The following is a 12003-nucleotide window of genomic DNA, read 5'->3' as shown; positions in this document are numbered from 1 at the left end:
TCGGCATGCCGGGGGCTCGCCATGAGGCCGTGGCACGGCTATCCATTGCGGATGGCCAGTTATTCGGATCACCTCGTCCTGCTCCTCCACGGCGTTGCCGCTTTCGGCCACGACCTCGATCCCCTCGCCAGGGTGCTGCGCCGCGAATTGCCCGGCGCAAAGGTGATAGCTCCGGATGCGCCGCTCGCCTGTATTCCGGGGCCGGGGCGGCAGTGGTATGACCTCGATGCGGTGACGCCGGAGAACAGGTCCGGGCGCATCGAGGCGGCGAGGGATGTCTGCGACCGGGTGGTGGAAGGGCTCATTGCCTATCACGGCTTTGCCGGACGGCCGGAGAGGGTCGCGTTGGTCGGCTTTTCGCAGGGCGCGACCATTGCATTCGATGGGTTCGCCTCCGGCCGCTGGCAGGCAGGTGCCGTGGTGCTGCTGTCCGGACGTTTCGTGAAGCCGGAGCCCTTCGCTCCGGCGCGGCAAACGCCCGTGCTGCTGGTTCACGGCGCCGAGGACGGCGCCGTGCCGCCCCAGGAAGACGGAAAGGCCGAGAGCTGGCTCGTCGAGGCTGGCGTTCGGGTGGAGCGGCATTTGTTGCCGGGGGTGGGGCACGTCATTTCGCCCAGGGCAACCCGGCTGGCGTCCCGTTTCCTCAAGGAGGCGCTTGGTGCGCAGCCGTCGACGTCGATCGGCGACAGCCTTACGGGCTGAGACGCCGGCTGGAGTGCCGATTACCAATCGACAAACTCGGAAACGACCCGTTCTGCAGGGAAGGACGATGGCGATCGGTGATCGCCACTCTGCGTTCCGCGCATTCAGCGCCTAAGGCAGTCACCGATCGACCTACTCCTTTGTGCGCCTAGCATTGCGCATGACGCCTCATCTCCCTAAAAGAAAATCGATTTCCCTGGTTCTCCCCATCATGTCAGAACTTGTTTCGCCGCGCACAGGCGCTTTTCGCCACGCCGGCTTTCTCCGTTACTGGATCGCCCGTTTCCTCGGTAGCTTCTCCGCCCAGATCATGGGCGTATCGGTGGGCTGGCAGGTCTATGACATCACCCGCGATCCCTTCGATCTCGGCATCGTCGGCCTTGTGCTGTTCCTTCCCGCCTTTCTGCTCGTGCTGGTGACGGGCACCGTCGCCGATCGCTTCAACCGCGTCCTGATCATGACCGGCTGCATCGTGGGGGAAGGCCTGTGCGCTCTCGCCCTGCTCGCCTTCACCATGACGGGCGAGCACACCGTGGTGCCGATTTTCTGCACGCTCGTTGTGCTGGGCACGCTGCGCGCGTTCTTCGGCCCTGCGCAACAGTCGCTGATGCCCAACCTCGTGCCGGAAGAGGATCTCGCCAGCGCCATTGCCTGGGGCACCTCGTCCTGGCAGATCGCCACGGTCTTCGGGCCCGTGGCCGGCGGCCTGCTCTACGGCATCTCGCCCGAAGTGGCCTACACCACCTCACTGGTGCTGCTGACCGTGGCAACGGCGATGGCGGCGGGCATCCGCCCGCCGGCCCAGTTGCGCACAGCCAAGGAAAGGCCGAGCTTCGAGACGGTGGTGGCCGGCTTTCGCTACATCTGGAAGGAAAAAATCGTTCTCGGCGCGATCTCCTTCGATCTCTTTGCGGTGCTGCTGGGCGGCGCCACGGCCTTGCTGCCGGTCTATGCGCGCGACATCCTGACCGTAGGCCCCTGGGGCCTCGGCCTCCTGCGTGCGGCGCCCGGAATCGGGGCGATCCTGGTCGCCGCCTTCCTGCTGCGCCATCCGGTAAGGGATCATGCCGGCGTGATCATGTTCGCCTGCGTGGCCATGTTCGGCCTCTTCACCGCCGTTTTCGGCGCTTCCACCGAGGTCTGGCTCTCCGTGCTGGCGCTCGGTCTGATGGGAGGATTCGATATGGTGAGCGTCTATGTGCGCGAGACGCTGATCCAGCTCTGGACGCCCGACGCGGTGCGCGGCCGCGTCAACGCGGTGAACATGGTATTCGTCGGTGCGTCGAACGAACTGGGCGAATTCCGCGCAGGCATATCCGCCTGGGCCTTCGGCGCGGTGCCGGCGGTCATCATCGGCGGTACGGCCACCATCGCGGTGGCGGGCCTGTGGTGGTTCTGGTTTCCCGAACTGCGCAGGGCGAGGCACCTGCGGGGACGGGTATGAGGGGCTCAAGGCACGCTTGCCAAGGGAAGCGATGTGCCCCTCATTTCAATCCTCTCCCCGTCGGTGGGGAGAGGGAGCTCAAACGGTGTGCTCTTTTGTACGCTATATTCGTCCCATCAAGACCAGGATCAGCAGGATGATCACGATGAGGCCAAGTCCGCCGGACGGGCCATAGCCCCATCCGCTGCTATAACCCCAGGTGGGCAGCGCGCCGATAAGCATCAGGATGAGGATGACGAGCAGAATCGTGCCGAGCATGAGAAATTCTCCCAGGGCTATTCTTGATTGCCGACAGTAAACGCCGGCCGTGCCTGGAAGTTCCGTGCCTCGCGGCCTGCGCGCCGAGCATCCGCCTTCTTAGAAAAGGGCCTCGATGAGGCGTGGGCCCCGCTGGCTCATGGCAGAGCGACAGGCGGCTGCCAGGCCGGCAGTGCTCTCGACGCGTACCGATTCGACGCCCATGCCCTCAGCAAGCTTCACCCAGTCGAGCACAGGATTGGTGAGATCGAACATGGACAGGCCCTTGGGGCCCACCTGCCCGAGGCCGACACCCTGCACCTCGTCGCGCAGCACCTTGTAGGCGCGGTTGGCGCATATGATGGTGGTGACGTCCAACTGCTCGCGCGCCTGCGTCCACAGGGATTGCAGGGTGTACATCGCGCTGCCGTCCGCCTGCAGGGAAACGACCTTCCTTCCCGGACAGGCGATGGCCGCGCCGGTGGCGACCGGCATGCCGTCGCCGATCGCGCCGCCGGCAAGCTGCAGACAGTCGTGCGGGGCGGCACGATCGAGCAGCGCGTAGTGCGGGAAGCCGGCCGTGACGCTCTCGTCGCTGATGATGGCCTGCTCCGGAAGGAAGTGGCTCGCGATTCGCATGATGCTCTCGGCCGTCAGAGCGCCGTCGGCGGGCAGGGCTGGCGGTTCGAATGGCGTGACAGGAGCGGCCGCCCGAGCTCCCAGCCTATCGGCCAGCGCCTCGAGCGCGCCCGCTCCGTCTTCGTGAGGATGGGCGAGCACGAGGGGCGTGCAGCCTGGCGGCGTCAGTTCGCTGGGCTGGCCGGGATAGGCGAAGAACGCGATGGGCGCCTGCGTTCCCACGAGGATCAGCGTCTGCGTACCGGCGAGGAAGTCGATGGCAGGCTGGGGACGATAAGGCAGGCGCTCCACATATACGCGTCCCGCGCCGCGCTCGATGCGGGGCGCGAAGGTGTCGCAGACAAGCCGCGCGCCCGTCTTTTCTGCGATACGCCCGGCGGCTTCCAGCCCCTCGCCTCGCAAGGCCGCTCCGCGCAGGAGGAAGGCGACTTTCCCGCCCGAGCGTAACGACGCTGCAGCATCGGCGATAGCCCTGTCCGAAACGGTTGCCGGCCCAGGCACCGGCAGGGGCGGAGCAGGGCGCTCAGCCGCCCCCCAGGCGGTATCGGCCGGCAAGATGAGGCTGGCGATCTGGCCGGGCGGCAGGCGGGCTGCCTGCACGGCGCGGGCAGCGTCGGCCGCGACACTGCGGGCACTGGCGGAGGAATGGATCCAGTGGGAGACGGGCCGGGCAAAATCGGCGACGTCCGCCGTGAGGGGGGCGTCGAAAGGCTGGTGCGCGGAAGCATGGTCGCCGATGATGTTGACCATCGGCACGGGTACCTTGCGCGCGTTGTGGAGGTTGGCCAGCCCGTTGGCGAGGCCCGGTCCCAGATGCAGCAGCGTCGCGGCCGGCTTGCCGGCCATGCGGGCATAGCCATCGGCCGCGCCAGTGGCCACGCCCTCGAAGAGGCACAGCACCGCCCGCATTCCCTCGACGCGGTCGAGCGCGCCGACGAAATGCATTTCCGAGGTGCCGGGATTGGCGAAGCACACTTCTATGCCCCCGGAGACGAGCGTCCGCACCAGGCTCTCGGCGCCGTTGAGGGTGGGGGGTATTGGCTTGTCGGGCATGGGAGTGCAGGATCTCGTGAACGAGCGACTTGTTTTTAGAGCGTAAGGCGGTGGAAGCCAATCGCCCTCACGCCGTAGGCCCCTGTTATCGAAGGAACCGGCTTGCGCCGGTGTGTCCTGCCCCAAGGTCTTGTGATCCAGCAGACACGCGCTGGACCAATCTCGATGTTTCCCTATATGGCCTTCCTCCGGAAAAGGCCTCTACCGCTGCGGCAGAGTGAAGCACAGAGCGAGGAACTAAATGCTCAAGTCGACACTTGGCAAATGGTGAGTCTATCGGATTCTTGCAGTCCTGGTGATTGTCGCGGGATTTTCCATCTCCCGGGATCTGGCCGCCTATGAAAACGGGGGGGCGGCCATGGTGAACCGGGCGGAAAATACGCGCACTGGGCGGTGTCGCTGCCGCTGACAATGCTGTTCGCCTGGGGCGGCTGGCGCAAGCGCAAGCAGGCTGCACTCGAGGGAGAATGACGCAGTTGCGGCGCCCGACCCGACCGAGGGACCCGCCTTCTCCCATCATGCCTGAAACGACCTCGATCCGCCTGTGTTCGGCGGTCAGAAATCCGCGTCCCCGTCGCTCAGCCTTTCGAGAATGTCGCTGTCAGAAAGCTATCGTCGTCGGCCTGTCTCTAATGTCCCCGCATCACGCACTCGGAGTCGCAGGCAAATGGCAGTGTTTCCAACAAAGGCGAAAGTCGTCATCGTCGGGCTGGGAGGGATCGTCGGCGCGGCCGTCGCCCACCACCTGATCGAGCGGGGCTGGGACGATATTGTCGGAATCGACAAGTCGGGCATTCCGACGGACATCGGCTCGACCGCCCACGCCTCCGACTTCTGCTATGCGACCAGCCATGACTTCCTGTCGTGCTGGACCACGCTCTATTCCATCGATTTCTATGAGAAGATGGGCCATTACGCCCGCGTCGGGGGCCTTGAGGTCGCTCGCGTCGGCGACGACGGCCGCATGGACGAAATCAAGCGCAAGGTTGCTTCCGGCAAGGCCTTCGGCACGCGCGCCCGCCTGATCGAACCCGCTGAGATCAAGGAGAAGTTTCCGCTCATCGAGGAGAGCCTGGTACAGGGCGGCCTCTGGGATCCGGATGCCGGCCTTGTCATCCCGCGTTCGCAGACCGTCGCAGGCAAGCTCGTCGACCAAGGCGTTGCGGCTGGCAAGCTCCAGGCCTTCGCCAATACCCCGGCCAAATCCCTCGTCATCGAGAACGGCCGCATCAAGGGTGTGGTGACCGATCGCGGCACCATCGAGGCCGACTACGTCATCGTCTGCGCCGGGCTGTGGGGCCGCCTGATCGCGGAGATGGCCGGCGAAGACCTGCCGGTGATGCCGATCGACCATCCGCTCACCTTCTTCGGGCCGTACAACGAGTTTGCCGGCACGGGCAAGGAGATCGGCTGGCCGCTGCTGCGCGACCAGGGCAATTCGGCCTATATGCGCGATACGGGCGATCCGACCACCGCCGAGGGCGGCCAGATCGAATGGGGTTACTACGAGGAGACCAATCCGCGCCTGTGCCATCCGCGCGATATCCTGGAAAAGAACCAGGCGCGCCTGTCGCCCTCGCAGCGCGACCTCGACATGGAACAGATCCTCGCTCCCCTGGAACGAGCCATGGAACTGACGCCGATCCTGGGCGAACTCGGCTACAACGAGGGGCATTCCTTCAACGGCCTGCTGCAGGTCACCACCGATGGCGGGCCTTCCATCGGCGAGAGCCAGAAGGTGCGGGGCCTGTGGTATGCGGTGGCCATCTGGGTCAAGGATGCGCCCGGCATGGCCAAGCTCGTGGCCGACTGGATGACGGACGGGCGCACCGGCATCGATCACAACCGCATCGACTATGCCCGCTTCTATCCGCATATGCTTGATGAGACGTTCATCGAGGGACGCTGCACCGAGGCGGCGCAGAAGGTCTACAACCCGGCCGTGCATCCCCGTGAGCCCTATGCGACCGGCCGCAATGTGCGCCGGTCGCCCTTCTACGAGCGCGAGAAGGAACTCGGCGGCTATTTCATGGAGCTGGGCGGCTGGGAACGCGCGCACGGCTATGCCGCCAACGAGCACCTGCTCGAGAAATACGGCAACCGAGTCCCGGTGCGCGAGAACGAGTGGGACAACCGCCATTTCTGGCGCGTGTCCAATGCCGAGCAGCTCGCTCTCAGCGAGGATTGCGGCATCATCAATCTCTCGCACTTCGCCATGGTCGACGTCGAGGGGCCGGACCACGTTGCGCTGATGGAGTGGGTGTGCGCGGCGAAGATCGGCGGTGACGCCAATATCGGCAAGGGCATCTACACCCACTTCCTCGACGAGGAAGGCATGGTGCGCGCCGATCTCACCGTGATCCGCATGGCGGATCGCTGCCGCGTGGTTGACGGCGCCGATGCCGGCCGGCGCGACTATCACTATCTGCGCCGGGTCGCTGCAGACAAGGGCTTCGACGTCACCATCACCGATGTCAGCGAGAAGTTCATCACCATCGGCATCTGGGGTCCGAATGCGCGCGTCACGCTGCAGAAGGTGGTTGAGGATCCACAGGGCCTGGAGCCGGCGAACTTCCCCTTCGCCGCGATCAAGCCCATCCGCATCGCCGGCAAGAATATCGCGGCCTTCCGCATCTCCTATGTCGGCGAGCAAGGCTGGGAACTGCACATGGCCTATGAGGACGGGCTCGCCGTCTGGGACGCCCTGCGCTCTACCGGCGTGATGGCGGTCGGTGTCGAGACCTATGCCAACAGCCGCCGCATGGAGAAGAGCCTGCGCCTGCAGAACGCCGACCTCCTGACCGAGTACAACCTGCTGGAGGCCGATCTCCAGCGTCCCAAGGTCAAGGAAGCTGATTTCTGCGGCAAAGCCAGGCATCTGGAGCATCGCGCCAGGGAGCATCAGCCCGCCATGCTCTGCACCCTGATCATGACGGACAATGTCGATGCCAAGGGGGTGGCCCGCTATCCCGTCGGTACGCTGCCAGTCATGGATCCGCAGACCGGCGAGACGCTGGTGGACGAACTCGGCCGGCGCTCCTTCACGAGTTCGATCGCCTACGGGCCGACCGTCGGCAAGAACATCGCGCTCGCCTATCTGCCCTGGGGCTATTGTCAGCCTGGCCGCAAGCTGCAGGTAGAGTATTTCGGCGAGAGCTATCCGGTGGAGGTCGCCGGTGTCGGCTACAAGCCGCTATACGACCCGGAGAATCTCAAGCCGCGCAGCTGAGGGTGGAATAGCCAGGGCATCGTCCGCCTTTCCGGCATGGGAGAGGCGGGCGTGCGCCGCCGTGGGAACCGAGCACCGATCCGTGTTCTCCACGTCATATAGGGTGGCGGGCGTTGACCTCACCGCCTCGCTGGTCGAAGTGTAGGCTCTCACCCCCCACCCTCCCCGACCCAGGGGAGGAGAGCGCGCCCTCGGGTATCCGATGGGCGCTGGACTGTTGGAATGCCCAAGAAGCCTATGCCCTTTCCGGAGCCACCCGGCATGCCGCCGGATACCAGCGTGATCGCCATCGGCGACATCCATGGCCGGCTCGATCTGCTGGAGCCCCTGCTGGATCGCGTGGAACGTCGGGCCGCATTGTTTCCCGGTGCGCGGCATGTCGTCGTGAGCCTTGGCGATCTGATCGATCGCGGGCCGGATTCGGCCGGGGTGATCGAACGCATGATGGCAGGCGTGAAGGGCAGCGAACTCGTGGTGCTCAAGGGCAATCACGAGGACGCGCTGCTCGGCTTCCTCGACGAAAAGCCGATCGGCGACGCCTGGCGCAGCTTCTTCGGCGCCGAGGCTTTCCTGCAGAGCTACGGCATCGCCAGCCGCCAGAATTTCCGTGTCGAGAAGGCGGCCGGGCGGTTGCGCGAGGACCTTCTCGCCGCGATGCCCCAGGCCCATATCGACTTCCTGCGCAGCCTACGCACCTCCTTCGCCATCGGCGACTACTTCTTCGTGCACGCGGGCGTGCGCCCGGGCGTGCCGCTGGAGCAGCAGGAGGAGCGCGACCTCGTCTGGATCCGTGACGAGTTCCTCCACTCCAAGCAGCGCTTCGAGAAGAAGATCGTCCACGGCCATACGCCGGTGCGGAAGCCCGACTTCAACCGCAACCGCATCAATCTCGACACCAAGGCCTATGCCTCGGGCCGGCTGACGGCGGCCCTGTTCGAGGGCACGGAGGTGTCGATCTTCTGAGCGGGGCGGGAATGGCGAGGTGCTGCCAGCAGTTCCTTGCCACAATCGGACCGCCGAATGCACTATGTTCCCTTCACAGGGAAAACCACCGGTCATGCAAGGGGATACAGGCACCGCCAGCGCACCGCGTATTCCCGACGGCATCAGCGTCATCGCCTTCGGCGACGTGCATGGCTGCTACGACAAGCTCGAAGCGCTTCTGGAGCGTGTGTCGGAGCGAGTGGCGGCATTTCCCGAACGGCGGCACATTCTAGTCTCGGTGGGAGATGTGGTCGATCGCGGTCCGGATTCGGCACGTGCCGTCGAGCGGCTCGCGCGCGGCGTCGAGGGCTGCGAACTCGTCGTGCTGGCCGGGAACCACGAGGCCATGATGCTCGAGTTCCTGCGGGGCGGCGAAGCAGCCGGGACGTGGCTGTATAATGGCGGTCTGCGCACTCTGGCAAGCTATGGCGTCGATCTCGAGCAGGCGCTTGCGGAGGGCGCGAATCTTGAAGACCTGCGCCTTGCCCTGATCGATAGGATGCCCCAGCACCATATCGGCTTCCTGGCGGGGCGGCCGCTCACCTTCGAATGCGGCGATTACTTCTTCGTGCATGCCGGCGTGCGCCCGGGGGTGGCGCTCGATCGGCAGGATGAGGAAGACCTCATCTGGATTCGCGAGGACTTCCTCGCTTTCGAGGGCGATTTCGGCAAGCGCATCGTCCATGGCCATACGCCGGTGGGGGTGGCGACCTTCAAGCCCAACCGAATCAATCTCGACACGGGGGCGTGCTTCGGCGGCGCGCTTACCGCGGTGCTCATCGAAGGGACGGAAGCGACCATTTTCTGAGCCCCCGAGTGAGCCATGTTCCGCCGGATGGGCAGCCTCGCAGGGGAAGGCTCAGCTCTCCCTTGCTCCCGGCCTTCGCGCTCCCTATGCTGCCGCCCATGCAGAACCGTATCGTGCCCTTCACCATCCCGCCGCGCGTTCCGGCGGGGACTAGTATCATTGCCTTCGGCGACGTCCATGGCCATCTCGAACTCGTCGAGGACATTCTCGCCCAGGCGTCCGCCCGGGCGCGTGCGAGGCCCGACCGCCGGCATATCGTCATCAGCCTGGGCGACCTCGTCGATCGCGGGCCGGATTCTCGGGGCGTGGTGGCGCGGCTGATGGGCACGGTGCCCGGCTGCGAACTCCACGTCATCCGCGGCAACCACGAAACGCTTTTGATGTCCTTTCTCCAGGGCGATCCCGACGCTAATGTCTGGGTGAAATGGGGCGGACTGGAAACCATCCGCAGCTACGGCGTCGATACGAGCGGGGCCAATCCGTCTTCGCCTTCCGACATCGAGGCGATGCGCAAGGAATTCCGGGCGAAGATGATCCCGGAGCACCTCGAATTCATGCGCACGCGCCCGCTCAGCGTGACATTGGGCGATTATTTCTTCGTGCACGCCGGTGCGCGGCCCGACGTGCCGCTGGCCGAGCAGCAGGAATATGACCTGATCTGGATCCGAGACGAGTTCCTGCCCTCGGGCAAGCTCTTCGAGAAGAAGATCGTGCATGGCCATACGCCGGTTGACGAGGCCGATTTCCGCACCAACCGCATCAATCTCGATACCGGCGCCTGCTATGGCGGCACGCTGACCGCCGCCATTTTCGAGGATGACGATGCGAGGGTGTTTACCAGCCTGCCGGCCAGGAGCTCCGCCTGGCATCCCTACGGCACGGTGTGAACCCGCACATGATAGCCGGGTGCCGGCCCTGAGCGACTTGGGGTCGGGGTCTCCTACGAGGCAAGAGGCCTGATTTCCTCCCCTTGCGGCGTCTCCCCGTCGCGGGAAGTGGCCTCCGCCTTCCCGCTGTCGACCATGTCGCGAATCATGCCGCGCGCCACCTCTTCCTCGCCCATCAGGATCACGTCGGCGCCGAGTCCCTTGAGATAGGCCACGCCTTCCTCGGTATGCGCCCGTGAGAGGATGCGGATGCCGGGATTGAGGGCCCGTGCCTGTTCCACGAGGTGTCCCGCCTCGAACGGATCGGGAATGGCTACGACGAGCCATTTCGCGCCGGCCAGGTTCTGGCGCTCCAGGCTCTTGTGATCGCCGGCCGGGCCGGCATGCACTTCAATGCCCGCCGTGCGCAGACGCTCGATCTCGTTCTGCCCCTCCTCGATCACCAGGAAGGGGATGCCGCTCTCCCGCAGCGCGGTGGCGACGCGACTGCCCACCCGGCCGTGCCCGATGAGGATGGCATGGCCCGTAAGGGCGGTCGGGCGCGCTTCTTCCTTGCTCTCGCCTTTGTCGCGGGGTGGCTTCCCGGCCGGCTTGCTTTCCGTGGCAGCCCCGCTGTCGGGATCGGGAGGCGAGGCGGGGTGCGCGCGCTCCGTCCCAAGGACGAACCGATCGAGCGCCATGAAGAGCAGCGGATTGACGACGATCGAGATCAGCGCGCCCGCGACGACGAGATCGCGCGCCGCGCCGGGGATGATCTGGAGGTCAACCCCGAGAACGGCCAGGATGAAGGAGAATTCGCCGATCTGGGCAAGGCTCGCCGAGATGGTCAGCGCCACGCTCTTGGAATAGTGGAAGCTGCGCACGATCAGGAAGGCGGCGATCGACTTGCCGACCACGATGATCAGGACGGTACCGAGCACCGCGAGCGGCTGTTCTATCAGGATGGCCGGGTTGAACAGCATGCCGACGGAGACGAAGAACAGCACGGCAAAGGCGTCGCGCAGCGGCAGCGTCTCCCTGGCTGCCTGGCTGCTCAGCGGCGACTCCGCCAGCACCATGCCGGCGAAGAAGGCGCCGAGCGCGAAGGAAACACCGAAAAGCTGGGCCGAGCCGTAGGCGACGCCCAGCGAGATCGCCAGAACGGCGAGGCGGAAGAGTTCTCGCGAACCGGTATGGGCGACGAAGTGCAGGATCCAGGGAATGACCTTGCGCCCGACCAGCAGCATGAGCGCCACGAAGGCAGCGACCTTTGCGGCCGTGACCAGCAGCGCGCCGCCGATGGGATTGAGCCCGAGATTGGCGAGCAGGCCCGGCGGAGGCGCTTCTCCCGGTGTGTTGCCGCCGAGGATGTCGGCGAGCGGCGGGATCAGCACCAGGGTCATCACCATGACCAGGTCCTCGACGATCAGCCAGCCGACGGCGATGCGTCCCCGCTCGGTTTCGACCAGCTTGCGCTCCTGCAGGGCCCGCAGCAGCACGACGGTCGAGGCAACCGAGAGCGCGAGGCCGAAGACCAGCCCTGCGCCGAGGCCCCAGCCGAGCAGCCAGGCGAAGCCCATGCCGAGAAGCGTCGCCACCACGATCTGGCCGACGGCGCCGGGAATGGCGATGGCGCGGACCGAGAGAAGATCCTTCAGCGAGAAATGCAGGCCGACGCCGAACATCAGCAGGATGACGCCGATCTCGGCGAGTTCCGTCGAAAGGTGCTGATCGGCGACGAAACCCGGCGTGAAGGGGCCGACCACCACGCCGCACAGCAGATAGGCGACGATGGGCGAGAGTTTCAGGCGCTGCCCCACCAGGGCGAAGAGGAAGGCTAGTCCCAGGCCGGCGACGATCGTTGCGATCAACGGCGTGTCGTGCGGCATGAAACCTTCCTTCTCGGGCTGACGTGCTTCGGGGCACCTCGGATTTGATGATGTTTGCGCGGGGGCGGCAAGAGTCTAGGCGAGATCAGCGGTGATCGCGCGTTAACAATCGGCAAGGTGGAATGCAGGTTCGCAAAAGAACGCTCATCCCG

9 protein-coding genes are annotated in these 12003 nt (G+C 65.5%); 6 read left to right on the top strand and 3 right to left on the bottom strand.

From position 1 onward, the window contains the following. The first annotated feature begins 21 nt into the window (after positions 1 to 21). Positions 22 to 702 carry an alpha/beta hydrolase gene (locus AC6H34_RS06415; protein WP_497538253.1) on the top strand — a complete coding sequence of 227 codons (681 nt, stop codon included), beginning with the start codon at positions 22 to 24 and terminating at the stop codon, positions 700 to 702. A 211-nt stretch (positions 703 to 913) separates the two neighbouring features. After that, the gene (locus AC6H34_RS06410; protein ID WP_497538252.1) at positions 914 to 2146 is read left to right on the top strand and encodes an MFS transporter; all 1233 of its coding nucleotides are present in this window, start codon (positions 914 to 916) and stop codon (positions 2144 to 2146) included. Positions 2147 to 2248: 102 nt separating this feature from the next. On the opposite strand, the gene AC6H34_RS06405 is transcribed toward AC6H34_RS06410, so the two are convergent. Both AC6H34_RS06405 and AC6H34_RS06400 read right to left on the bottom strand, forming a co-directional pair. After that, on the bottom strand, positions 2249 to 2404 hold the full coding sequence (locus AC6H34_RS06405; protein WP_448150804.1) for a DUF3309 family protein: 156 nt from the start codon (positions 2402 to 2404) through the stop codon (positions 2249 to 2251). 99 nt (positions 2405 to 2503) lie between these two features. Further along, the gene (locus tag AC6H34_RS06400; protein ID WP_497538251.1) at positions 2504 to 4075 is read right to left on the bottom strand and encodes an acetolactate synthase large subunit; all 1572 of its coding nucleotides are present in this window, start codon (positions 4073 to 4075) and stop codon (positions 2504 to 2506) included. Positions 4076 to 4742: 667 nt separating this feature from the next. Here AC6H34_RS06400 and AC6H34_RS06395 point away from each other — a divergent pair. From AC6H34_RS06395 to AC6H34_RS06380, 4 genes are all read left to right on the top strand, one after another. Continuing rightward, a complete protein-coding gene (locus tag AC6H34_RS06395) occupies positions 4743 to 7304 on the top strand; it encodes a GcvT family protein (protein ID WP_497538250.1) in 2562 nt (853 codons plus the stop codon). A 222-nt stretch (positions 7305 to 7526) separates the two neighbouring features. Next, complete coding sequence (locus AC6H34_RS06390) at positions 7527 to 8267, top strand: metallophosphoesterase family protein (protein ID WP_448150808.1); 741 nt, start codon at positions 7527 to 7529, stop codon at positions 8265 to 8267. Positions 8268 to 8361: 94 nt separating this feature from the next. Further along, the gene (locus tag AC6H34_RS06385; RefSeq protein ID WP_448150809.1) at positions 8362 to 9096 is read left to right on the top strand and encodes a metallophosphoesterase family protein; all 735 of its coding nucleotides are present in this window, start codon (positions 8362 to 8364) and stop codon (positions 9094 to 9096) included. A gap of 98 nt (positions 9097 to 9194) precedes the next feature. After that, positions 9195 to 9983 carry a metallophosphoesterase family protein gene (locus tag AC6H34_RS06380; RefSeq protein ID WP_497538249.1) on the top strand — a complete coding sequence of 263 codons (789 nt, stop codon included), beginning with the start codon at positions 9195 to 9197 and terminating at the stop codon, positions 9981 to 9983. A gap of 53 nt (positions 9984 to 10036) precedes the next feature. On the opposite strand, the gene AC6H34_RS06375 is transcribed toward AC6H34_RS06380, so the two are convergent. Beyond that, positions 10037 to 11851, bottom strand: a complete 1815-nt coding sequence (locus tag AC6H34_RS06375; protein WP_497538248.1) for a cation:proton antiporter domain-containing protein — start codon at positions 11849 to 11851, stop codon at positions 10037 to 10039. Positions 11852 to 12003: the final 152 nt, after the last annotated feature.

It is taken from the genome of Labrys sp. ALF-8, from assembly GCF_059699065.1.
Note: the sequence above shows the minus strand (reverse complement) of the source record. Positions and strands in the feature narration are given on the sequence as shown.

Bases quoted from the DNA above. Each gene is read 5' to 3' on its own strand.
- AC6H34_RS06415 (WP_497538253.1), top strand. From the start codon at position 22: ATGAGGCCGTGGCACGGCTATCCATTGCGGATGGCCAGTTATTCGGAT.
- AC6H34_RS06410 (WP_497538252.1), top strand. From the start codon at position 914: ATGTCAGAACTTGTTTCGCCGCGCACAGGCGCTTTTCGCCACGCCGGC.
- AC6H34_RS06405 (WP_448150804.1), bottom strand. From the start codon at position 2,404: ATGCTCGGCACGATTCTGCTCGTCATCCTCATCCTGATGCTTATCGGC.
- AC6H34_RS06400 (WP_497538251.1), bottom strand. From the start codon at position 4,075: ATGCCCGACAAGCCAATACCCCCCACCCTCAACGGCGCCGAGAGCCTG.
- AC6H34_RS06395 (WP_497538250.1), top strand. From the start codon at position 4,743: ATGGCAGTGTTTCCAACAAAGGCGAAAGTCGTCATCGTCGGGCTGGGA.
- AC6H34_RS06390 (WP_448150808.1), top strand. From the start codon at position 7,527: ATGCCCAAGAAGCCTATGCCCTTTCCGGAGCCACCCGGCATGCCGCCG.
- AC6H34_RS06385 (WP_448150809.1), top strand. From the start codon at position 8,362: ATGCAAGGGGATACAGGCACCGCCAGCGCACCGCGTATTCCCGACGGC.
- AC6H34_RS06380 (WP_497538249.1), top strand. From the start codon at position 9,195: ATGCAGAACCGTATCGTGCCCTTCACCATCCCGCCGCGCGTTCCGGCG.
- AC6H34_RS06375 (WP_497538248.1), bottom strand. From the start codon at position 11,851: ATGCCGCACGACACGCCGTTGATCGCAACGATCGTCGCCGGCCTGGGA.